Raw genomic sequence first — 23,485 nt, 5'->3', positions numbered from 1 at the left:
TTATTGAACTGATTTATCCGCATATCCAAGTGTGGACAGTTGGTAAGGCAAGGTTGACTAAGACAACGAGTCCCAGACTGGACATAATTCGAACAAAATCTTAAATTTTTTTTAAGGCATGAGAAATCCAGTAAAGAACGAAACCTTATTCGACAACCGAACCTTTGAGTTTTCCGTTAATGTACGTCAATCAGCATCTTCTCAGTCCAATAGTAAAGAAGACCTTCGTTTACTTTACTTTGATTATGTTAATTGCGGCCTGCTACTTGTACGTCTTTTCTACGTTAGGAAATATCTGTGATGATCAGAATTTTGTATTAACGCTACAAGTGTTTTATTTGATAGCTTCTGGCAGCAAAGCTAATCACTGCTAAAAGGGAAACAATGCTAACAAGAACGCCGGTGTATATTAAGGTACGATGCTGCGGCATAACGCCCAAATAATCGGCAATCTGCAGTTTATTAATCAACGTATAAGTGAGCAGAAAAAAGAAAACCTCAAACAGTTTTTTACCGCCACTTAAAATGCCTGTACTTACCGCCATTAAAACTACTAGTAAGGCTCCGGCAATGATGTTTACAATAGCTAATCCATTGAAGGGAATTATATAACGTATTATCAAGGGTAGTGATAACCCTATAGCCAATAAAAAGCCGGCTATAATTTGAGCAGGCAGCATGCGTTGCAATGGCTTATAAGCCGCATAGGTAAAATAATGGACCCGGTTAGTTTTTTCTTTTGTTACTAGTTCTGACCAGCGAGCTACCTGCAAGAACCATAAAGTCGGGAGCAAATATAAGGATGCGATAGTCAAAGGGGCAAACAGCATGCTTAAGCTTAAACCTATATTCAATAGCCACAACCATTTATTTCCCTGCCTCACTAACAATAACAACTCGGTTTTAATAAAGGGAAACATGCGGTAATCAAATTGTACAGGAGGGATTGATGCCCAAGATATACCAGTCGGGACCAAAGCAAACCCTTCCTGGTTTCGCATCAATTGTATCCGCTTTTTCTTTTTGCTAACTGCCTTTCCAATATCGAACCGGTGAAAAAAGAAAGAAGCCAGATACACCAGCCCGAACGATAAGAGCATCCACAGCGCACGGCTCAAAATAAACAAGCCCGTCCAATGGACGCCATTCCAAGTGAATAGCTTAAAAGGCTGGCGTTTGGAGAATATAAAACCGAATGACACTTGGTCTATATGCTGGTGATATTGTGCGTTTACCTGATTTCTGATACTGCTTGTAACTAAGCTCAGACCAAACGGATCAAAAATACCGATGGGAAGATGGTTGTTTTGGGTGTTGGTAGCAGCAATGCTTACCCCGCAGAGGAAGAAATATAAAATAAATTGCAGGATGCTGCGCTTTCCTAAGAACACTTCGGCGATAACGGCTAACGAGGCGACCAGGAACATAGCAGGTAATACAAAAAACAGGTAGGGTAACACAAAATTAGCCAGCACAAAAGGATAACCAGTGCCACGCATTAAGAACATCAAAATACTGATCACGAACGTACAACCGGAAATAGTGCAAAGTACCGCGTAATTGCTAAGTTGCTTGCCTAAAAGATATTTAAAATTGGAAACAGGCATGGCGGCAATTATTAAGCCTACTTCTGTATCCACATCTCTTTTAATGCTGTTATTGACCAGCAAGAAACCGTAAAAAGAAAGCATCACCGCTGTCATTGTAGCTGAAATATAACCCACCCAGGCGGCGTTATAAACACTTTTAAATCCAACCGTGCTTAAAGTGGTGTAAGAAGCATCGGTAGGCGGCACAAAGAGATAGGCTATATAAACAGTAACAGCCAGGGTGATTAAAAAGGAGTAGCTGCGGGTACGCTGTAAATAATCAGCTTTGATAATGCTATAAATGTAAGGCATCAGTTTAAGCTTTGTTTTGAGTTAATAGTAAGTAAGCGTCTTCCAAACTGGCATCAATAGCCCTTGATGCAGGGATAGTAAATTTGTCGGGATTGATGAAACGTATTCTGGTACGGGTGTCGTGGCGTCCGGAATCAATGACCTGGTAACGGGCTTTAAATCCAGCAACATCTGTGTTATCTAATAGTATTTCAAATATTTGTCCATTGGCCTGTTCAATAATCTGATGCGGGTAACCTTTGGTAACCAGTTTCCCGCCTTTCATAATAGCTACTTCATCAGCAATGGTTTCAATGTCTGATACGATGTGCGAGGAAAGAATAATGATACAATCATTTGCAAGTTCAGTGATCAGTTGCCTGAACCTCACCCGTTCTTCCGGGTCAAGGCCTACTGTGGGTTCATCAAATATCAGCACTTTTGGGTCGTTGAGCAAAGCCTGCGCAATGCCAACGCGTTGCTTCATCCCCCCGGAATAGGTACCAATAGGCTTTTTAGCATCAGCAGTAAGGTTAACGCTTTCTAAAAGCATGTCGATACGCTGGCTTAAACCTTTACCGCCTACACCTTTCATCGCTGCGATGTATTCCAAAAACTCATAAGCATTTAAATTCGGGTATACGCCAAAATCCTGAGGCAGGTAGCCCAATACTTTACGAAGAAAATTCGGGTTGCTTACAATGTCGACACCGTCTAAGAATAAAGTGCCACTCGTAGGCTTACTTATTGTAGCGATAATCTTCATTAAGGTTGATTTACCAGCCCCATTTGGCCCCAGCAGCCCAAGTATACCTTTGTCAATCGAAATAGAATAGTCTGATAAACCGATTTTAGTTGCGTTGTATTGTTTGGATAATCCTTTAATTTCTAATGCCATAGTGTTTAGTAGTTGCTATGATGCAGTTCGCCTATATGATGTTACAGTAAATAAAGATTAAATGTGGCTGCATATTTTTTTAACGATGACGGGTAAAGAAAATGACCTTTTTATTTAAATTTCAAATTAGAGACGACGGAGTTGATCTCCGAGCTTCATTAATTGCCTATACCAGCAACGAAAACGCCGATTTTAATGATTGTAAACTAATTGATTTGTGGCTGTAAATACAAGTAATGAGATCGAGTAAATCAAAGTAAAAGTTAGTAGCGCGAAATACGAGTTCGGTTACTATACCGCTACAGTAACAATTCTATCTCATGCAACGGCTAAAATAAAATTAATGGCCTGAAACCGAGATGGGCTCGAACCCTAAAAACTTCATATTTTGCAATGGATAAAAGCCTTTATTGATCGTATCCATTAACAACTTTAAATAAAAATGCTATCAATATTAAGTTGATGGCATTTGCTCCCAGACTGGACATAATTCGAATCATTTAATTGAACAATTAAAGGTTTTGAATGAATTACAAGTATTGAAACAATTCAAATTTTAGACGATTTTTTTCTAACGTTGTGGTAATAGTGACCAATGATATAATTGTCTCATAGTAACTTGAGCTGCTATTTTTTCTTATTAATCTATTGGACGGATCGACCTAATCTATACCTTATCATTCTTTCCCAATCTTAATGCCCTTGAACTTAACCCCTTGGTAAGTCCAAACAATATCCCAGTCGTTTCTATTAGTTGTAAACGCATATGATGTAGCTGCTTTGGGGGCTTCAAAAAATGTTGTTTCACTTTCAGCTAAAAGGGTAGAAAGCTTTTTGTCGTTTTGGTAAAGCGCTAAATGTCCATCTTCTAATTTGAATGCTAACTGCGTGTGGTTAGCTTCCGCAAAATCGTATTTACCAACATACCGTTTTAGTACATTTATGGGTAGAGTTATCGCTTTTCTGTTGATCTCTGCGGGAACCTGATATGGTTTGCTTTCCATGATGCTGATAAGATCTGTAATGGTCTGCTGGAAAGGTATTTCGTCATAATTTGACAGCAACACAAAGCTATAATTAAGGCGTGTATCCGTATAGATCTGCGCCCTGATGCCGTCTGCCCCTCCGTTCTTTTCAATCACATCTTGGGCATTTTTTAAAGTTGAACGGAAAGGTTCTTTGGTGAGCGACTGCAAATACACCATTAGATCGCCTGTAGTAGAATAGATCCGGGCAGTAGCAAACTCGTCTTGCGTGATATTTGGAATACGAGTAATTTTTCCATTCTTTAACTGGTGATTCAAAGCCGGGTGCTTCAAATTGGTATGACTGATAATAAAGTGAGCCCCGGAACCCCTCATGCCTAACGGTTTAAAAATGTAATCTTCGACACACTGAACAAAAGGTTTACCTGTTATTTTCTTTATAAGATAGTAGATCACCTCGTAACCTACATTGGAGTAGCGGGTATCGGTTCCCGGAGCAAACTCCAATTTTTCTTTGCTTGCCGCGTAAATAATTTGATCTGGATTTAAGCCCAAAACATTATTTGGCTTGTTGGTAAGCTCACGTGGCAAACCCGAGCTATGGTGTAATAACTGGTCAATTGTTATCCTTTTGTCTTGATTGAATTGTGGCAGATACTTGCCTAAGGTATCTGTCATCGTTACTTTGTGTTCGGCTTGTAATTTAACTAAAATACTATAAGCCATGAGTTTACTTACCGAATGGATGTCGAACTGGCTTTCATTCGTTACCCACAAAGTACTTTTAGGATCAGCATTTAAATTATATGCCTTTTTCAAAATTTCATGACCGGCCGCGCTGACGTAGATACAGCCGTTGAACTTTTTAAGAAGCTTCAATGCCGACAAATACTTGTCAAGATGCTTTTGTAATGAAACATTGGAGCGAGGCACAGCCGCCCGTTTTTCAGTTTGGGCTAATAATCTGCCCGGAGACAGTAAACTGATTAACAAAACTATTAAAAGGCATTTAAAAATATTCATGATAAGTTGATTGTTTAGTATGATGTTTAACAGGTCGCAAAGGTTAATTAATGCAATCATAAATTAGGTTAATGAAAGGTTAATGTGCCAGCAACGTCATTCACTACCAATTTAAACCGCCTATATTTGACAAGATGTTTAAAAACAACATTAGGTTACTCATTGCTGGCTGTGGTTTGATTGTAGGCGTGTTTGGCGTTCTTCAGTATTTCCTGATCATGAAAACCTACCAATTGGAAAAAGAAAAGTATGTTAGTGAACTGCGCCAGGCAATAGCCCAAAATTTGCGTGAAGAGGTTGAAAAGATACATGCTACAGCAGTTGCTTCAGTAATTGATGTTACTAAGCATAACCCTGCCGTGAGTAAAGATCTGTCTAAGACTATCAGCACACAAATTGCGAGAGACAACAAAATGCTTCGAACCTTACTTTTGGAAGCAATCGGCCGCGTCCCGGAACTAAATGGTGTTAACTACAATCTAAGCTATCCTCGCATCTTGCTTCGGAATGGCAATAAAGCTGACACACTGGTATCAGCAAGTACACACCCGTTATTAGTGATCGCAGGCAGTCAAATTAAAGAGCCAAACAGATTATCGATCAGTAACGGTGTTCAAAGCACCACTTTCAAGAGCAAAAACGCTAAAGGTAAATTAACTGAATTTACAGTGGAGATCAGTATTGCGCAAAACGTCAATATTGACGCATGGCGATCACAAGCGTTGAAGCGATTGGCGGCAGTGTACCTTTCCTGTGCCGGTTTGATCATCTTAATAGTGTTGGTATTATATGGCATCGTTGTCGCCCTGCTTAAGCAAAAGAAGGTAGCAGAGCTAAAGACTGATTTTGCAAACAACATCACCCATGAGCTCAAAACTCCTTTAAGCACGGCAGGTATAATCATTAAAACGCTTAGTATCCTTGATGCTGCCAAGGACAAGCAACTTTTTCAGGAGCAGCTTTTATCGTTGGAAAAGCAACACCAAAAGATCACCAGGACAGTCGACTTTGTACTGGAGAGCGCTATGGTTAACACACCCCCAGTAATGGCCGAAGAATTTAATGTTAAGGGCTGGCTGCTTGACTTGATCAATAACCGTGCGGCACCTTTGCACCAATTACTGATCGAGTGTGATCCAGACGAGCGGATCAACAACAATCAAGTACTATTAACAGGAATTCTAGGGAATTTGCTGGACAATGCCATTAAGTACAGCGATTTAGGCGGAACGATCACTATTCGATATTACACAAATAACGACGACTACATCTTCGAAGTGGAGGACAATGGATTAACTATTCCGCAGAAGTACCGGCCATACTTGTTTGATAAGTTTTACAGGATACCTGAGGATAACAATAAGCATTCGGTAAAAGGCTTAGGTCTTGGTTTGTATTTGTGCCGACGCAATGCGTCAGCATTGGGAGGCCACCTTAGTTACCTGATACCTCATAAAGTTGGCAATTGCTTTCAATTAAATCTTCCTAAACATGAAGCATAGCCTCTTACTAGTTGAAGATGATGGAGATCTTGCTGCTCACTTGGCTCAATATCTTCAAATCCGGGGTTTTTTGGTGGATTGTGCAGGGGACGGTTTTGTAGCACGGCAATACTTACTAGAGAATCAATACGACCTGTTGCTGGTAGACGTCATGATGCCTAGAGAGGATGGATTTAGCTTGGCGTTGCATCTCAGAAGCAATCATCCTCAAACACCTTTTCTGTTTTTAACCGCACGAAACCAAAAGCATGATGTGCTGAAAGGCCTGGGCCTGGGTGCCGATGATTACATTACCAAACCTTTTGATGTAGAAGAATTGGTGTTACGCCTGCAAAATATTTTAAAGAGAACCAGGGTGAATAGTCCGGAACCGGAAGCATATAAAATAGGATCTTATATCCTTGACTTTAAAAATTTATCCCTCGCGGGTCCTTCAGGTCATCGGGCACTTACTGATAAAGAAGCCCGTTTGTTAAAGTTGCTTTGTTTGAACAAGGGAAACCTGATAAATAGGGAAAAGGTCTTACGCGAAATATGGGGTGAGCCGGACTTTTTTAATGGCCGTAGCCTGGATGTGTTCGTCAGCCGCTTACGTAAATATTTGTCTGAAGATACATGCGTTCAACTTGAAAGCATTCGCGGAATCGGTTTTCGGTTAAGTGAAAATTGTTAATGCAGAATCCTTTGTTTAGGAGAATAATTAGCCTTTTGAATAGTTTGAGCGAAGTGGACTCGACGAAATACCCTTTGTATTTAGACAACTTGATATTAAAAAATGTGATTATTGTAACAACATTACACTATTAATATAGAACCGCAACGAATTTTCATCTAAATGATGTTGCTCCCAAGACTTGGCTCGAACCACTTATTTGAAACCATCCGCATATCCAAGTGTACACACTTGGTTGGGCGTGAGTTTATTAACTACATATAAATACGAAGACTTACTTAATCTCCCCGCGCCCCCGCAAACTATCTTACCTCATCCAGCTGCAACACCACACTGGTGTGGGAAGCGCTTACTTCGGGGTTAAGTCCTATGTTCATTAAAAAATCGCCGCTGTATACCTCGCCGGCAGGCAATACGGACTTGCTGCCGGGATACACATTGATCTCTTTAACCGAATATTTCTTTTGCGGATCAAGACCCTTAAGGCGGATGGGTGATTTCGTACCCTTATCAAAGCGGTTATTAACCAAATAATTAAATACTACCGCTGTTGATCTGGCATCGTTAACATACATCAGCGCGGCGGCATCATTATCCCAGGGGCTTTGTAAACGATACTGATCGCCGTGCCAGATCACATCCTTCAAAGCATCATAACTTTTTAGCGCGTCCTGGCAAAAGGCCAGTTCTTTTGGGGTCAGCTTGCTCACCACAATATCAAAGCCTAATTTGCCCATCATGGCCACATCCACGCGGAATTTGATAGGCTGCTTGCCCCAGTCGGTAACGTGATTTGAGCTGGTGATCGCCGGGAAAAAGTAGGAATATTCCCATTGTAAAAACACCCGTTCCAGCGGTTCGGTATTGTCACTTGGCCAGTATTCGGTAAAATATTTAAGCGCGCCGTAATCTACCCGGCCGCCGCCACCACTGCAAAGCATCAAGGGTACTTTGGGATATTTCGCCCTTACCCTATCCAGCACCTTGTATAAACCGCGTACATAATCTATATACAAATGCGACTGATCCTTTTTTAAATAGGCCGAATACGCATTATAGATCACTGCGTTACAATCCCATTTAATATAGGCCAGGGCCGGGTTTTTGGTAAACAGATCATCCACAATACCGTAAACAAAATCCTGCACCTTAGGGTTGCTGAGATCCAGCACCAGCTGGTTACGAAAATATTTCTCGGGGCGGTTGGGCTGTTTAATGACCCAGTCCGGGTGCTTTTCATAAAGTTCGCTTTTGGGGTTCACCATCTCGGGCTCTATCCAAATACCGAACTTCACACCGTTTGCCTGCGCTTCTTTTACCAGCGAACCAATGCCGCTCGGCAGTTTTTGGCGGTTCTCCTGCCAATCGCCCAGTCCGGCGTTATCACCGTTGCGTGGGTACTTGTTCCCAAACCAGCCATCATCCAGCAAAAACAGGTCGACACCCAGCTTTTTGGTATCCTTCAATAGTTCTGCCAGCTTGGTTTCATTAAAGTCGAAATAGGTAGATTCCCAGTTATTCAACAGCGTTAGCCGCTGGCCCTCGCCGTCTACAATTTTATACTTGCGTGCCCAGCGCTGCAATTTGCGACTGGCATCTCCCTTGCCCTGGTCCGAATAGGTGTACAGGAATGCGGGGGTAGTAAATTCTTCGCCCGGTTTTAAGTGGTATTCTGAAGCCGCATTATTGATGCCTGCAATTACACGCAGGTTATTGGATACATCCAATTCAAAATCCTCCCGGAAATTGCCAGACCATTCCATTGCACCAAACAGCACCTTCCCCTCATCTTCGGTAGCAGGTTTATCAATGGATACCATAAACATAGATGGTTCGTACAAATTGGCGCGGGTACCCAGTTTGGTGTCGATGGTTTTGATGCCGTGCGTTAATTTACTTTCTTCGGGCTGCATTTCAGACGCCCAGTTGCCGTGGTATTGCTTCAGCCAAAAGCTATCGCCTTTTAGGTTAAGGTTAGCTGAGGCAAATTTATTGAGGGTAACAACGCCCTTTTCACCGTGTTTGATCACGCTCCACTGCTCGGTAACATCCTCGTTGAAAAACGTTTTGTAATATAAAGTTACGGCAAAGGCATAAGCAGGGTCTTTAAGGTTGATGGCCAGTAAGGACACGTTATCATCAATTTTGGTAACGGTATGGCTTACGTAATATAAGTTGAGCGATTTATTGCCATCGGCATGAGTAACCGTAATAGCCGGTTCGGCCAAACCGGTAGAGCCGGATGGCAGGTAGGCATCATCCAGCACGCCGGAATCATCGGCCTGCCGGTACATCTTTTTAACCTGTGCGTATTCCTTGCTATCGGCCAGCCGGGTACCAAAGTAAACCATTTTCAGGTTTTTCTCTGCATCGGTTTGCAGTACCAGGGCGTTGTGTTTGGTTTCAACGGGGATGGTTACATCCTGCGCCAAAACGGTTGACGTTAGCAACAAAGCCGCCGGCAGAAGCACTGATAGGGTAAAGAAGTTTTTCACTTGTGGTGTATTATGGTTGAGGCACTAAATTAATTTTTTATCTCGATGTTAAGCGCAGATCAACGCAGATTATTAACAGCTAAAAACCGCCAAAGTGTAAACCCAAATACGGACAAGCACCTGCCAGCAGTGTTTCACTAAAAGTGATTCACCCTGTTTGCAACCATCTTACCGGTAAGTATAACTACCTGAAATACAAATACTTTCGGATACAATGCCGCAAAATGGGTGATTCAGCTAAAAATGCAAAGCACTTATAATCAGCCGGTAGGGTGTTTCACCCGATTCACATTTGCGCAGTGAAACACCTCGCAAAAAATTCAATTTATTTACCCGCGCAGCTGTTTACTCGTCACCAATTTCTATCCAAACCGGGCCATGATCGCTTGATTTTTCCCAGCCGCGTACCTGGTGATCTACACCACCGGCAAGCAGTCGTTTATCCACCTCCGGCGAAAGCAAGAAGTGGTCTATCCGCAAACCGGCGTTGCGGCCGTAAGCATTTCTGAAATAATCCCAAAAGGTATAAATGATCTCACCCGGGTACAGCTTCCGGATGGCATCCGTCCAGCCCTGGTCAACCAGGTTTTTAAAAGCCAGGCGCGTTTCCGGTCTAAACAGGGCATCCTCCACCCAGCGCTCGGCTTTGTAGGCATCCAGTTCGGTAGGGATGGCGTTATAATCACCGGTTAAAACAACGGGCAAACCGCTTTTTAGCAGCCCGGCGGCATGCTCATGAAGGCGCTGGAACCAACGGAGTTTATAATCATATTTAGGCCCCGGGGCCGGGTTTCCGTTTGGCAGGTACAGGCAACCAACTACCACGCCGTTTACAAATGCTTCGATATAGCGGCTGTGCTCATCTTCCGGTTCGCCGGGGAGGCCGCGTTTCAGTTCTTTGATCTCCTGCCCGCGGGCCAGAATGGCTACACCGTTCCAGCTTTTCTGCCCGTGCCAGATAGCGTTATAACCGGCATCGGCTATTGCCTGTTCCGGGAATTTTTCCTGCGGAGCCTTTAATTCCTGCAGGCAAACTACATCTGGTTTCGTTTCTTCCAGCCAGCGCAGCAGTACCGGCAAGCGGCCGTTTATTCCGTTAACATTATAAGTAGCAATTCTCATGGTGGTGATTAAAAACCATACACAAACACTCAAAGTGTATGGTGTAATTCAAATCTAACTAAAACCTTTAAAAATTTGTTTCCAAAACCTGTTAATCATTTTCTAAAACGGAAAGAATTTAATAGCGATGAATTTAAGCTGTACAGTGTTAGCAATTCAATGCGCTAATTTGATACTTCGTGTATTTCTCTTGACACACCGTCTATTTTCTCTGCAAGAAGATACACTGAACTATTGTTTGACGAAACTTTCCGGCACTTTGGCACGACTTTGGTTATACATCAAACATGCAAGTAGTACACATAAATTTCGACCAGCCTGTTGTTCAGATCAAAAGATCTATCATCAAACAGTTTAAAAAAGATGTGAAAATGATCAAAGCTTTCAGCAAGCAGTTTTTGCAGAATAACGATGAATATAACACGCAATTTCCGGGCTTCATCGCCTGATCTACATATACCATCTACCTATGGAAATGAGCTTCTTAATTGAGGCTTTTTTTATTTTTTGCCGCTCCCCTTTGTTTAAAGCGTTTCTACTTAAAACAATTTCATACCAATTTAATTTAACCATTTCATATTTGTTACGTGGCAAAAACTTTAGTTAACAATAAGCGCATAGCAATTTTGGGCGGTGGCCCAAGTGCTTTATTTATGTACAAGCGATTGGTAGAGACCAAACGTAATGACATTAGTGTAGACATTTTTGAACGCAAGCAGCAATTGGGCTCCGGAATGCCCTACAGTGCAGAGGGAGCCAATGATGAACATGTTACCAATGTATCCGGCAACGAGATTCCGGATCTTGTGACACCCATTCATGAGTGGATCAAAACCGTTCATAACGATACGCTGCTTAAATACAGGATAGACCCGGCAAAATTCAACGATTATAAAGTACTACCGCGACTGCTATTTGGCCGGTACCTGGCTGACCAGTTTAAACTGTTGCAGCAAAATGCTAAAGAGGCCGGAATAGAAACTACTGTTCATTATAATAGTGCGGTAACCGATATTACCGATGATCCGGAATCTGAAACCGTTTCCGTAGAAATCAATAACAACGAAAATTTCGAGTACGACCAGGTTATTGTTTGCACCGGCCACAACTGGCTCAAAAAAAAGGAAGAAACTGTGCCTGGCTGGTTTGACTCCCCTTATCCTCCTGCTAAACTCGCTTTTCGTGCCAATCACCCGGTGGCCATCAAAGGATCGTCTCTCACTGCAGTAGATGCGATCCGGACACTGTCGCGCCATAATGGTGCCTATGATAAGGACGCAAAAGGTAAACTAACTTACACCGTTTCGCCGGAAAGCCCGAACTTTAAAATTGTGCTTCATTCACGTAACGGCTTGCTGCCTGCTGTGCGGTTTCATTTGGAGGATTCGCATCTCGAAAATGATTCCCTGCTTACCGAGGAGGAAATCGCAGCGCACATGAAAAACAACGACGGCTTTTTATCGCTTGATTTTATTTTTAAAAACGACTTTAAAGCGATCATTAAAGAAAAGGACCCCGAGTTTTACGCCCGCATCCGCGACCTGGACATGGAGGCATTCGTTGAAATGATGATGGGATTCAGGGAAAGCCAGGACGCATTCGATCTGTTGAAAGCAGAATATGCAGAAGCGGAGCAGTCTATCAGAAATAAAGAATCCGTTTACTGGAAAGAGATGCTGGGCGTTCTAAGCTTCGCGATGAATTACCCGGCAAAGCATTTCTCGGCAGAAGATATGCAGCGGTTACAAAAAGTGCTGCAGCCTTTGATCTCTGTAGTGATCGCCTACATTCCGCAAAGTTCCTGCGAAGAACTGATGGCGCTGCACAATGCCGGCGCACTGGATATTTTACCGGTGGGCAATGATAGTTTTGTAGAGCCCGGAGATGAAAGCGGAGCTGTTTATCATTATACTGATGAAAGCGGTAAGGAGCAGGCCGTTCATTTTGAAACTTATATAGATTCCGTTGGGCAGCAGCATTTGTCATACGGCGATTTCCCATTTAAGGGTTTGCTGGATGCAAGAACGATCAGCCCGGCCCGTCTCCGTTTTAAAGACCAATCGATAGGTAAAGCGGCAATGGAGAATTGCGATGATAAAGTGGATTTAGATCATAAGGGGATTTATTACCTTCGGGTGCCGGGCATCGCAATTAACGATAGCTTCCAGATTGTGGATGGATATGGCGCGCTGAATAACCGGATCTACATGATGGCCGTTCCATATATCGGCGGTTTCAACCCTGATTATTCAGGCTTGGATTTTAGCGAAGAAGCATCGGGCCGTATTATTGAAAGTATGTTTTAACATAACAACCGTATAAATTATTAAATGACAACCGATCTACCTAAATTATATATGCTGCTGATCGGCAGTAAGGCCCCAGGCCGGCATGTGGAACAGCATGATTTTTTCTTTGGCATAGCCAACAGCCTGAAGGATCTGGTGCCCGATATTAAAGCTTTCTGGCGCGAAGCGGGTTCGAGTATTCATATCGATGGCTGGCGCGAAGTAAATTCGGTTGACGGCTTTGATATTAAGGTAGTACCGAAAGCTGAAGCAGCAAACCATACACCTGAAAAGCTTTTCTTCATTTTTCTTGGTGGTTACCAGGCTAATAAACTAGAGGAACAGCATTATACCGTACTAACCGTGCAAACAGACCGAGCACAGGCCATACAGCATGCTAAAAAAACGGTGTTCTTTAAATCCAACACCATTGCTAAAGTGAAAGGTGCCAATGCCCATATTGATGATAAGTACGGCATAGATGTGGATGATATTTATAATATTGAAGAAATGCTGACACCTGCGCATAAAAACAATTATCATATCCAAATTACACCATCTGCAAACCTTCCGGATGATGAAATTCATTTGGGTTATTTCAAGCTGGACAAACTGCCTTAACTCTTTATGATCCGCCCTGCTACACCCTATGATGACCCTGCTCTTGCGCAATTAATTATCCTGGCTATGGGTAACAGCCTTGCCGGCAAATTTGCAAACAGCGGCGATATGACAGTCATTACCGCATTATTTGAAAAATTTACAGCATTGCCGGGCAACCTTTACAGTTATAGGAATATTTTGGTTTGGCAGGAAGACGAACAAATTTGTGGTATGATCCTCGGCTATGATGGTGCAAAGCTTTACGATTTAAGAGAGCCATTCCTGGAGTATACCCGTGCTGAACTTGGCTTCCGGGGAACGCCGGAGGACGAAACACAGGCTGATGAATTTTACATTGATTGCCTGGCGGTATTTCCGCAGCACCAGGGTAAGGGCATAGCTAAAGATTTAATAAAAGCTTTAACGGCAAAAGCAACCAGCCTGGGGCACCATAAAATGGGCCTCCTGGTAAGCAAGGGAAATGATAAAGCCCGGAAGCTTTATGAGCAACTGGGCTTTAAAATGGTAGGCGAAAAGAGTTTACTGGGTGGCAGTCACTACCATCTACAATACGCTATTTAAATCATTTTTAGCCGAATCACTTTAAACGTATAAGGTTGCACCAGCAAATCCAGCGTCTTGTTGCTAACTGTTAAAGCACTTTTAACGGGACTAACTGCCATTGGCGCTTCCAGTGTATTCTCTGTTTCTTTACTATCGCTGCGCAGCGTAGTTACTAAGGCTGTTTTCTGATAATTTCTTGAACCATCAACAGCAAACTTAACCTGCTGTTCCGTGGAGCCGCTATTTACAAATTTGATGATCAATTCATTGGTCGCCTTGTCCACACTGGCACTAGCGTAGCAACCATCCTGCCCGCTCACCATTTCACCATTTTGCAATAGTGGCACTACATCGGTACCTTTATTTACGCCGAATAGTTGCTGTACATAATAACTCGGGGATCCGTAAGATTTCAGGTTATCAAACCAGATCAGATCTGGTTTCCATTGCCAACCATCCACATGCGCAAACAGCGGCGCATAGGATGCCATGTTCACAATATCTGCATTGCGTTCCAGGCCCGTCATGAAAGCGGCTTCAGACAATGCGCAATCCCAGTTGTTCTTGTTTTCGGGACTACCGCCTCCTTTACTTTGCGCAGCATATTCGCCTGCAAAAATCTTTGGCCCCTGGCGGTCGTAATTATCATATCGCTTTGCATTATCCAAGAACCACTTGGGCGACTGGTAATAATGCTCGTCCAGGATGTCAGCGTGCTCGCTTCTGAAAAATTTGTCCAGTCGCTTAAACTCTTCGCCCCCTGCAAACGGACCAACGCTGGAGATGATCTTCACATAGGGGTACTTATCCTTGATGGCCTTGGTAAATACCTTCCAACGTTCGATGTATTGTTCACCCCATTGCTCATTTCCTACACCCATCATTTTTAGGTTGAATGGTTTCGGGTGCCCAAGATCTGCCCGAAGCTTACCCCACTTGGTATCGGGACCGCCATTTGCAAATTCTATCAGGTCTAAAGCATCCTGCACGTAGGGGTCCAGCTGATCTACCGGCACCAATTGCCCGGTATTGAACTGGCAAGCCATGCCGCAATTAAGAATAGGGAGCGGCGAAGCACCAATATCCTCGGCCGTCATAAAATATTCCATAAAGCCCAGCCCGAAGGTCTGATAATAATCGGGTGTTTGGCGGTGCTCAAATTCAGTATTCCAGCGGTTGATAATGTTTTCACGTTTATCAATATCGCCGATGCTTTTTTTCCATTGATAACGGTTAGCCAGATCGCGGCCCTCAACAATACAGCCGCCGGGGAAACGCAGAAAACCGGGTTTCATATCGGCCAGCTTTTGCACCAGGTCGGCACGTAAACCCGCCGGGCGGTTCTTCCAGGTATGCTGTGGAAAAAGGGAGATCATGTCCAGCTCAATTGCGCCTTTCCCTTTTAGCCAAACATATAAACTGGCTTTATTGGCTGTAGCCGTTGCTACAAATTTTACATTATATTTTTTCCAGGCTGCAGATGCCGGCGACAACTTACCGGTACCAATTACGGCTCCGTTAGCATCATGCAATTCAACCAGTAGTGTTATAGCATTGAAAACCGGTTTGCGTGCCGTTACCGAAAAACTGTAGGTTTCACCCTTTTTTATCCCCATCCCTCTAAACCCTTCGTTTGCCAACCCGAAGGCTCCGGTATTGGAATTTACATCAACTTTAATTGTATGAGCGTTATCCGGGCGTTCGGCGGTACGGTCCAACACTTCAATGCTGCCTTTACCGCCTGCCTTTTGTTGCTCCGTCCACCCGGTTAAATGCGAATTAAACTCGAACGACCGGTTCTTTACCAGTTCGGCGTAAACACCGCCATCCGCGGCCATGTTGATATCCTCGAAAAAGATCCCGTACATGGTTGGCTCTATGTGTGCCTTTATTTTATCGGCGGCAATAGTATAAACTTTTGCAGATTGCCCATCTGCAGTCAAGGTAGCGATACACAAGCCGAAAAAGGCTATTAGGATAGTCCGGTTCATTTGGCGAAGCATTGGTTTGATTGGATTTTTAACAAATATATTTTTAAAATCGACTCTTTTTAAAAATAAGTGTTATTTCCACAATTAAAATTAATACCGAACCAAGTTTTGCTCCGGGTCTGCCACATCCGATGGGAAATCTGCAAACAGTAAAGGCTGCCCGACGATGCGGGCAGCCTTTACTGTTTCAAATGACAATTAATTCGGCGAAGCCTATTTCAAGACCGTACTGCTGTAAATGTGGTATTCGCCGGGTGCGAAGTTTACCGTGTACGGCAGGGTAACGTTGATTGACGTACCGGTCATGTAATCGTACCAGGTACCTGCGCTTGGGAAGGCCAGTGTTGCCGACTGAGTGTTTACATCAAAGTTGCCCGCAACAACCACGTTGGTGCCGCCTGTTCCCGTTAAGTAGGCCGTTTTTATAGAACCGGCTGCATTGTAGGTGATAGTTGAAGTAGCAAAAACCGCGTTGTTGATCTTCATTTTTATCAGCTTTGAAAACGTGGCGTATAGCTTATGGCGAAGCGGATCGTTATTATATTCCCAGTGGATTGGTTTCTCGCCTGTGCGGCCATTCTGATCAATAGAAACATCATAACCCAATTCTCCAAACTGCCAAACCATTTTTGGGCCAGGAGCGGTGAAAAGAAACGCAGCAGCTGCCTCCTGGCGGGAGAGCGCAGTTGCCAGTGTTTTTACATTGTAGCCGCTTGCACCGCCACTGTTACCAAACTGTATGTTTTTATACATGAGGCGCTCCTCGTCATGGCTTTCCATGTAACTCACAATATTATCCGGCTGGGTAAAGCCGCTGTGGTTAGTAAAATAAAGGCGCGCGAAGTTTGATGTAGGCACATAGCCCATGGTGGCTTCGTTAACGTTATAGTTGATGTTGCTCCAAAGCATCATGCCATTATCTGATAGTTCCTTTTCCTCGCGATCGCCGCCAAAAAATTCCAGTATATTATAAAAGTTGTTGTTATCAATGCTTTTGATGAAGGTGTTATACTCGTTCCAGATGGCCACGCGGCTGGCATCGTAAGCTGCAAAAGAGCCATCGTCTGAACTAACGTTTTGTGTAAATCCTTTTGCCAGATCAAAACGGTAGCCATCTATTTTGTATTGCTGCATATAAAACTTCATCACATTCTTAGCGAAATACTTAGTGGCAGCACTTTGATGGTTAAAATCGTAACCCACATTATAAGGATGCTTAGGGTCTACATTAAACCAGGGGTTAGCGCTGGTAGGTTTCTGAGTGGCTTTATCAAAATATAACTGTACCATGGGCGACTGGCCAAATGAATGGTTTAAAACCATATCCATTATCACCGCCATACCGCGTGAGTGGCAGGCATCGATGAATGCTTTCAGATCATTTTTGGTTCCGTAGTATTTATCCACCGCAAAATAAAAGGAAGGGTTGTATCCCCAAGAGGAGTTACCTTCAAACTCGTTGACCGGCATCAACTCAATAGCGTTAACACCTAAATTGGTCAGATAATTCAGCGTATCTGTTAAGGTTTTATAGCTGTGTGTACCCACAAAATCGCGAACGTGTAATTCATAGATCACGAGTTTATTTTTATCCGGGCGGGTAAAGTTGGTGTTCTTCCAGGTGTAGGTGGGCTGATTAGCCTGCATTACACTTACTATGCCTGTTTGGCCCGCAGGGTATGCCTTTAAATTTGGATACACACTGGCCGGGATATACTTATCGTTATCCGGATCCAATACCTTTTCGCAGTAGGGGTCGGCTACTTTTAAGGTGCCATCTGCCAGGAACTGATAGGCATATTCTTTGCTGGCGTCCAGGTTATCTATCTGCACCCACCAGTTATTACCATCGGGGGTAACAGTCATGGCGGTAGGCGACCAATTATTAAACTCGCCAATAACGGCCATAGAGGTTTTGCCCGGTGCGTAAATATTAAAGATGGCCGAAGCACCCGAATTGATAAAGGTTACTCCATCCCCTGCGCCGGAAGGGAGTGCTTTGCCATTGGTAACCGGAGGCGTAACAGTGCCCCCACCGCCGGATGGCACATCCACACTTTTCTTACTGCAGCTTACAGTGCCTAACAGTAAGCCGATAATACTTGTTAATAAAAATATTCTTCTCCTCATATTGGTGGTATTTCAGTCTGTAGACTGCTTGGTAAATGTTGTTTTATTGTTGATAGAATATATACGCTGTAGTAGCAGGCACCGTAATGTTTTGTTTTGCCTTACTTAAACCAGCCAGGTTAACCTGGTTACCATTGGCAACCAGCGTCCAGTTACCTGGCGGCAAACTTAGGGGCCTTGCAGCAGCAGCACCGTTGAGCACTACCAGAATATTTCTCCATTTATCGCCGTTTGCATTGTCGGTTAAGGTGTAGGCGATCAAACCCTCTTCAGTTGTTTTTTCGAAGTTTAAATGCTTTTGGATCATCTGCGCGGTAGGCATCCGGAACGCGGGGTGACTTTTACGCAGCGCGACCAATCCTTTGTAATAATTATAAACCTGCTTATACTGCGCCTTGCGGTGCCAGTCGATCTGGTTAATGCTATCCGGCGAATTATAGGAATTAGCTACCCCTTTTTTAGTCCGCAGGAATTCTGCTCCTGAATGTAAAAATGCTACTCCCTGGGCAGTTAACACCGCCGTATTAGCCAACTGATCCATTTTGATGAGCTGCGCCTCGGTAGCATCCGGGTTAGCAATCTTTAAACGATCAAAAAGCGTGTTATCATCATGGCAGGAAGCGTAGCTGATGGCCTGGCCGGGTTGTGCCGCCCATGGCGCTTTGGAATAATTTACCGCCTGGTAATTGATCTGCGGATGTTGTATTGCCCCGGCAATGCCAAATTTCGCGCTTTCGGCAGTACCCGGTTGCGCACTTACAAAACCTTTTGATTTAACATCGCTGAAGCCGCCTTTCAGTCCATCGCGCATATCATCGCCGAAGGCTGCAATCTGGTGCAGCTGCGCGGTATGGGCCTTGGTGGCACGGAGACTATCCGGGAGAACGCTGTCGCCAGCCGTCCAGCCTTCACCGTAGATGAAGATTGTTGGGTCATATTGGTGCAGGGCATCGCTCAGTGCATTCATAGTGGCGATATCATGCACGCCCATCAGATCAAACCGGAAACCATCTAAATGATATTCTTTGGCCCAGTACAAAACAGATTCAATCATGAATTTGCGCATCATCGGTTTTTCAGACGCGGTTTCGTTACCGCAGCCTGTTCCGTTTGAATACTGGCCAGATGCTGTCTGCCTGTAAAAATAGCCTGGTGCAAACTGGTTAAAAACTGAATGTTCGGTATCATTAGTATGGTTATAAACCACATCCAATACCACCCGCAGGCCGTTAGCATGCATCGCTTTCATCATTTCCTTAAACTCGCGGATGCGCACGTTGCCGTTGTAAGCATCCGTTGCATAGCTCCCCTCGGGCACGTTATAATTCTGCGGATCGTAACCCCAGTTATATTGCCCGTTTAATGGCTTGGTTTCGTCAACCGTAGCGAAATCAAACGATGGCAACAGGTGTACATGGGTTGCGCCTAATTCTTTTATGTGGCTAAGCCCGGTAGATAAACCATCCGGGCTTTTGGTGCCCACTTCTGCCAGGCCGAGAAACTTCCCTTTATGTTGAATTCCCGAATTGGCATCCACAGAAATATCGCGCACATGGGTTTCGTATAAAACGATATCGGTAAAATTCTTCAGCGCAGGTTTTTTATCCGCAGTCCAGCCAACCGGATTGGTGTCCGAAAGGTTGACCACCATACCGCGTTTGCCATTAACGCCCACGGCTTTGGCGTACATATCAGGGACTTCCAGCAGCCATTTGTTGCCCTGCATTACCTGGAAAGTATAGTATCGGTTCTTAAGATCTTGCACCACACTGGTTGCCCAAACGCCGTCGGCCTGTTTTTTCAGATCGATGGCTTGCAGCGCTTCTCCGCCCAGGCCATTTGCATATAAACGCAGCTTAACAGCGGCCGCTTCCGGTGCCCAGACTTTAAAAGTTGTTTTGCCCGGCGAATAGGTAACGCCCAAATCGGTGCCTTTATAAACGGGATCAATCGCTTCAGCCGGCTTAAAGGCTGTAGCGCCTAGCATTAATAAAAATATCGATCCGTAAAACTTAAGTACCCTCATGTAAATGTAGTTTGCTAATTTTTGGCGTATTTAATATCCGTGCCATCCTGCACATAAATTACCGATACCGCTGCACAAAGCATAAAAATGCCCGCCAGTACCAGCGCATAGATTGACTGACCGCCGAAGAGGCTCTTCACTATCCAGCCACCAAAAAAACCGTTGACAATTTGCGGAAAGGTGATAAAGAAATTAAAGATCCCCATATACACCCCCATCTTTTTAGCCGGGATTGAACCCGAAAGGATGGCATATGGCATGGCCAGGATACTGGCCCATGCTAACCCGATGCCGATCATACTGATGATGAGCATATTTGGATCCTGCACAAAAAAGATAGAGATGAGCCCTATACCCCCGGCAATCAGCGAAAATGAGTGCGCCAGTTTGCGACTGGTTGCGCGGGCGATGGCCGGTAAGCACAGCGCATAAACTGCGGATACGCCGTTGTATACACCAAACATCAATGTAACCCAATCGCCGGCTTTGGCGGCATTTACAGATGTGGTATCTTTTAAATCTACATGAAATACGTGGGTTGCTATTGCCGGCGATGCAAATACCCACATAGAGAATAAGGCAAACCACGAAAAAAATTGCACCAACCCCAATTGGCGCATAGCCATCGGCATGCGTTTAAAATCTTTAACGATCTCGCCCAGGCCTTGCTTTTGTTCTTCTTCCGCCTCTTCCGGGTGGAATTTGGCGTACTCGGCAGGCGAGTATTCTTTGGTGCGTAAAACCGTCCACAGCAGGCAAATAATCATCACGGCTGCGCCAACGTAAAACGAATAAATAACGTTCGGCTGCACATGACCCGGCTGGGCTGTTTGGGTTCCCATAAAATGACTGATAGCCCATGGCAAAACAGAGCCCGTTACCGCACCTATGCCGATTAAAAAAGTCTGGATAGAAAAGCCCAGGCTGCGCTGGCTATCCGGCAAATTATCGCCAATGAGCGCCCGGAAAGGCTCCATCGCTACGTTGAAGGAAGCATCCATGATCATGAGGATACCTGCACCCACCATCACCGGCGGAAGGAACATCAGCATAGCCGAATTCGGCATGAATAACAGTGCCAAAGCAGATAGTATCCCCCCGGTTAAAAAATACGGTTTACGGCGGCCAAGGCGGTTCCAGGTACGGTCGCTGTAGTGGCCGATGATGGGTTGCACGATCATGCCCGTTATCGGCGCCGCCAGCCAAAATAACGAGAGGTGTTCCACATCGGCACCGAAGCTTTGCAGTATGCGCGATGCATTACCATTTTGCAAAGCAAAACCAAACTGGATCCCCAAAAAGCCGAAACTCATATTGAAGATTTGCCAAAAAGTTAGTTTTGGGCGCTCAACAACCTGGTGTGCATTTGCTGCAGCCCGGTTGGTGATAGGTTCTTTTAAAGCTGTCATTTGCTTAATTCAATAATGATTGTGGTTTTGGCAGGTATGTTTAACTGCTTTAAAGAGCCTATTTTTTCATGCGTGATGATGTTGGTCCCGCTGGTAAATCCGGCCATGCGTTCGGTAAAAAAGCCGGTGTCTAAAACCGCATCCTTATCGCCACCGTTATAAGCAATCATCACCGTTTTCTGCCCATCGTACCTGAAGTAAGTGTAAATACCATTCCGCGGAATGTATTGCATTAATTTACCTGTTTGCAGCGCCGGGGTGTTTTTGCGGTAATTAGCTAAAGTGCGTACAAAATCAAATGCTTCGTTTTCTTTTTTATCGCGGCCCGCTGCGGTGAACTTGTCTTTTTTATCACCTGCCCAGCCGCCGGAGAAATCCTCGCGCACCAATCCGTCGGGGTTGGAGTAACCCTTCATCAATATCTCGTCGCCATAATACATCTGCGGTACGCCGCGCATGGTCAACAACATCGCCATACCCGATTTAAATTTGGTAAAGTCTTCGTTCACTACGGAGTAAAAGCGGCTCATATCATGGTTATCTAAAAAGATAGTATTGCGCGTAGCATCCTGGTACATAAAATCCTGGGCTACGATATTGTAAAGCCTGTAAACCCCGTCTGTCCAGCCTTCTTTGCCGTTCAGCGCCTCGGTAATGGCATCTTTTATCTGCGCATCGGTTATGCCCGGCAGCTCGGTATCAAAACCGCGGTTTACGGTATTGCCCTGCGTAAAATAAGCCTGATTAGCTACCGACCATACCAGTGTTTCGCCGAAAATTGTAAAGTGAGGAAACTCTGCTTTCACCTTTTTGGCCCAGTCGGCCATGTAGGCAGCATCATTGTACGGGTAAGTATCTAACCTGAAGCCATCAATACCGGCATATTCCACCCACCAGATATGGTTTTGGGTGAGGTAATTCTGCACATAGGGATTGTTTTGATTTACATCGGCCATACGCTTATCAAACCAGCCATCCAGCATTTGCTTTTTATCAGCAGCAGCGCCGTGCGGATCCATTACGGCCGCATCCCGAAAATTGGAATTGGTATATTTTGGCCACTGGTGTACCCAGCTTTTCATCGGCATATCCTGTATCAGCCAGCTCTCTGTACCAATATGGTTATGCACCAGATCTTTAATAACCTTCATCCCCATTTCGTGGCTTTTAGCTACGTAGGTTTTGTACAGGTCACTGGTGCCATAGCGTGGATCGATCTTATAATAATCGGTTACGGCATAGCCATGGTAAGATGCATGCGGCTCGTCGTTCTCTATCTCTGGCGTCATCCAAGTTGTTGTAACACCCAGATCCTTCAAATATCCCAAATGGTTGATCAACCCCTGGATATCGCCTCCATGGCGGGAGTACATCGAATCGCGGTGCAAGCCGGTTTCGCGCATACCCGCAACCACATCGTTAGATGGGTCGCCGTTGGCGAAACGATCCGGCATTAACAGGTAGATGAGATCTTTATTGGTTACGCCTTGTGCCCATTGCGCGGTTTTGTTGCGCTGTTTAAGTTCGTACGTGTATACGATATCTTTTTTGCCTGCCTGTTTAAAAGTGATTGGAAATTTGCCCGGACGGGTTGCCGCAGCAACAGTGAGATCCAAAAACAGATAGTTGCTATTCTCTACTTTATGTAACGCAGTAAGCTTTACACCGGGATAGTTTAAACTAACCGCACTGCCGGCAATTTTATCGCCGTGCACCAGCAACTGCACTTTAGGGTTTTTAAATCCAACCCACCAAAAGGCTGGTTCTACTCTTTCCAGTGCAGGGATTTGTGCCATTAAGCAGCTTGACAGCAGCAAAAAGGCCAGCGTAATGTTTAATCTCAATTTCATAAGTTTAAAATTGGTATGAAGCAGCCATTGGGTAGCTGCACAAAA

The 23,485-nt window shown here is 44.4% G+C and carries 15 protein-coding genes; 5 read left to right on the top strand and 10 right to left on the bottom strand.

The features are described 5' to 3' along the window. Positions 1 to 323: 323 nt before the first annotated feature. From A0256_07655 to A0256_07645, 3 genes are all read right to left on the bottom strand, one after another. On the bottom strand, positions 324 to 1,901 hold the full coding sequence (locus A0256_07655; protein ID AMR31308.1) for a hypothetical protein: 1,578 nt from the start codon (positions 1,899 to 1,901) through the stop codon (positions 324 to 326). A gap of 4 nt (positions 1,902 to 1,905) precedes the next feature. Further along, entirely contained in the window at positions 1,906 to 2,778 is an 873-nt protein-coding gene (locus tag A0256_07650; GenBank protein AMR31307.1) for an ABC transporter ATP-binding protein, read from the bottom strand. A gap of 677 nt (positions 2,779 to 3,455) precedes the next feature. After that, the gene (locus tag A0256_07645; protein ID AMR31306.1) at positions 3,456 to 4,847 is read right to left on the bottom strand and encodes a hypothetical protein; all 1,392 of its coding nucleotides are present in this window, start codon (positions 4,845 to 4,847) and stop codon (positions 3,456 to 3,458) included. Between the two features lie 74 nt (positions 4,848 to 4,921). On the opposite strand from A0256_07645, the gene A0256_07640 reads away from it, so the two are divergent. Continuing rightward, the gene (locus tag A0256_07640; GenBank protein ID AMR31305.1) at positions 4,922 to 6,289 is read left to right on the top strand and encodes a hypothetical protein; all 1,368 of its coding nucleotides are present in this window, start codon (positions 4,922 to 4,924) and stop codon (positions 6,287 to 6,289) included. Continuing rightward, on the top strand, positions 6,279 to 6,962 hold the full coding sequence (locus A0256_07635) for a two-component system response regulator (GenBank protein ID AMR31304.1): 684 nt from the start codon (positions 6,279 to 6,281) through the stop codon (positions 6,960 to 6,962). Before A0256_07640 ends, A0256_07635 begins: the two co-directional genes overlap by 11 nt. A 302-nt stretch (positions 6,963 to 7,264) precedes the next feature. On the opposite strand, the gene A0256_07630 is transcribed toward A0256_07635, so the two are convergent. Both A0256_07630 and A0256_07625 read right to left on the bottom strand, forming a co-directional pair. After that, positions 7,265 to 9,457: an alpha-galactosidase gene (locus A0256_07630; protein AMR31303.1), complete on the bottom strand. Its 2,193-nt coding sequence runs from the start codon at positions 9,455 to 9,457 to the stop codon at positions 7,265 to 7,267. Between the two features lie 345 nt (positions 9,458 to 9,802). Next, complete coding sequence (locus A0256_07625) at positions 9,803 to 10,579, bottom strand: exodeoxyribonuclease III (protein AMR31302.1); 777 nt, start codon at positions 10,577 to 10,579, stop codon at positions 9,803 to 9,805. 653 nt (positions 10,580 to 11,232) lie between these two features. On the opposite strand from A0256_07625, the gene A0256_07620 reads away from it, so the two are divergent. From A0256_07620 to A0256_07610, 3 genes are read left to right on the top strand one after another with little or no spacing between them, the layout of a single operon-like run. Further along, positions 11,233 to 12,885 (top strand): hypothetical protein, encoded by a 1,653-nt coding sequence (locus A0256_07620; protein ID AMR34468.1) that lies wholly within the window; start codon positions 11,233 to 11,235, stop codon positions 12,883 to 12,885. A 24-nt stretch (positions 12,886 to 12,909) separates the two neighbouring features. Further along, positions 12,910 to 13,488, top strand: coding sequence for a hypothetical protein (locus A0256_07615; protein AMR31301.1), 579 nt, complete (start codon positions 12,910 to 12,912; stop codon positions 13,486 to 13,488). A gap of 6 nt (positions 13,489 to 13,494) precedes the next feature. Further along, a complete protein-coding gene (locus tag A0256_07610) occupies positions 13,495 to 14,052 on the top strand; it encodes a hypothetical protein (GenBank protein ID AMR31300.1) in 558 nt (185 codons plus the stop codon). Here the strand turns inward: A0256_07610 and A0256_07605 are convergent. The 5 genes from A0256_07605 to A0256_07585 form a co-directional block, all read right to left on the bottom strand. Further along, entirely contained in the window at positions 14,049 to 16,025 is a 1,977-nt protein-coding gene (locus A0256_07605; GenBank protein AMR31299.1) for an alpha-L-arabinofuranosidase, read from the bottom strand. The genes A0256_07610 and A0256_07605 overlap by 4 nt on opposite strands. 213 nt (positions 16,026 to 16,238) lie before the next feature. Next, a complete protein-coding gene (locus tag A0256_07600) occupies positions 16,239 to 18,155 on the bottom strand; it encodes an alpha-amylase (GenBank protein ID AMR31298.1) in 1,917 nt (638 codons plus the stop codon). A 43-nt stretch (positions 18,156 to 18,198) separates the two neighbouring features. Then, positions 18,199 to 20,181 (bottom strand): type I pullulanase, encoded by a 1,983-nt coding sequence (locus tag A0256_07595; protein ID AMR31297.1) that lies wholly within the window; start codon positions 20,179 to 20,181, stop codon positions 18,199 to 18,201. Between the two features lie 14 nt (positions 20,182 to 20,195). Next, positions 20,196 to 21,590 (bottom strand): MFS transporter, encoded by a 1,395-nt coding sequence (locus A0256_07590; GenBank protein ID AMR31296.1) that lies wholly within the window; start codon positions 21,588 to 21,590, stop codon positions 20,196 to 20,198. Beyond that, positions 21,587 to 23,440, bottom strand: coding sequence for an alpha-amylase (locus A0256_07585; protein ID AMR31295.1), 1,854 nt, complete (start codon positions 23,438 to 23,440; stop codon positions 21,587 to 21,589). Before A0256_07585 ends, A0256_07590 begins: the two co-directional genes overlap by 4 nt. Between the last annotated feature and the right edge of the window lie 45 nt (positions 23,441 to 23,485).

The sequence above is a fragment of the Mucilaginibacter sp. PAMC 26640 genome (assembly GCA_001596135.1).
Lineage (GTDB): Bacteria > Bacteroidota > Bacteroidia > Sphingobacteriales > Sphingobacteriaceae > Mucilaginibacter.
Note: the sequence above shows the minus strand (reverse complement) of the source record. Positions and strands in the feature narration are given on the sequence as shown.

What these genes read in the sequence shown, in the direction of transcription:
- A0256_07615 (AMR31301.1), top strand. Translation starts at nt 12,910, where the DNA reads ATGACAACCGATCTACCTAAATTATATATGCTGCTGATCGGCAGTAAG.
- A0256_07635 (AMR31304.1), top strand. Translation starts at nt 6,279, where the DNA reads ATGAAGCATAGCCTCTTACTAGTTGAAGATGATGGAGATCTTGCTGCT.
- A0256_07595 (AMR31297.1), bottom strand. Translation starts at nt 20,181, where the DNA reads ATGAGGGTACTTAAGTTTTACGGATCGATATTTTTATTAATGCTAGGC.
- A0256_07605 (AMR31299.1), bottom strand. Translation starts at nt 16,025, where the DNA reads ATGAACCGGACTATCCTAATAGCCTTTTTCGGCTTGTGTATCGCTACC.
- A0256_07645 (AMR31306.1), bottom strand. Translation starts at nt 4,847, where the DNA reads ATGATTGCATTAATTAACCTTTGCGACCTGTTAAACATCATACTAAAC.
- A0256_07585 (AMR31295.1), bottom strand. Translation starts at nt 23,440, where the DNA reads ATGAAATTGAGATTAAACATTACGCTGGCCTTTTTGCTGCTGTCAAGC.
- A0256_07625 (AMR31302.1), bottom strand. Translation starts at nt 10,579, where the DNA reads ATGAGAATTGCTACTTATAATGTTAACGGAATAAACGGCCGCTTGCCG.
- A0256_07655 (AMR31308.1), bottom strand. Translation starts at nt 1,901, where the DNA reads ATGCCTTACATTTATAGCATTATCAAAGCTGATTATTTACAGCGTACC.
- A0256_07600 (AMR31298.1), bottom strand. Translation starts at nt 18,155, where the DNA reads ATGAGGAGAAGAATATTTTTATTAACAAGTATTATCGGCTTACTGTTA.
- A0256_07610 (AMR31300.1), top strand. Translation starts at nt 13,495, where the DNA reads ATGATCCGCCCTGCTACACCCTATGATGACCCTGCTCTTGCGCAATTA.
- A0256_07640 (AMR31305.1), top strand. Translation starts at nt 4,922, where the DNA reads ATGTTTAAAAACAACATTAGGTTACTCATTGCTGGCTGTGGTTTGATT.
- A0256_07650 (AMR31307.1), bottom strand. Translation starts at nt 2,778, where the DNA reads ATGGCATTAGAAATTAAAGGATTATCCAAACAATACAACGCAACTAAA.
- A0256_07620 (AMR34468.1), top strand. Translation starts at nt 11,233, where the DNA reads ATGTACAAGCGATTGGTAGAGACCAAACGTAATGACATTAGTGTAGAC.
- A0256_07590 (AMR31296.1), bottom strand. Translation starts at nt 21,590, where the DNA reads ATGACAGCTTTAAAAGAACCTATCACCAACCGGGCTGCAGCAAATGCA.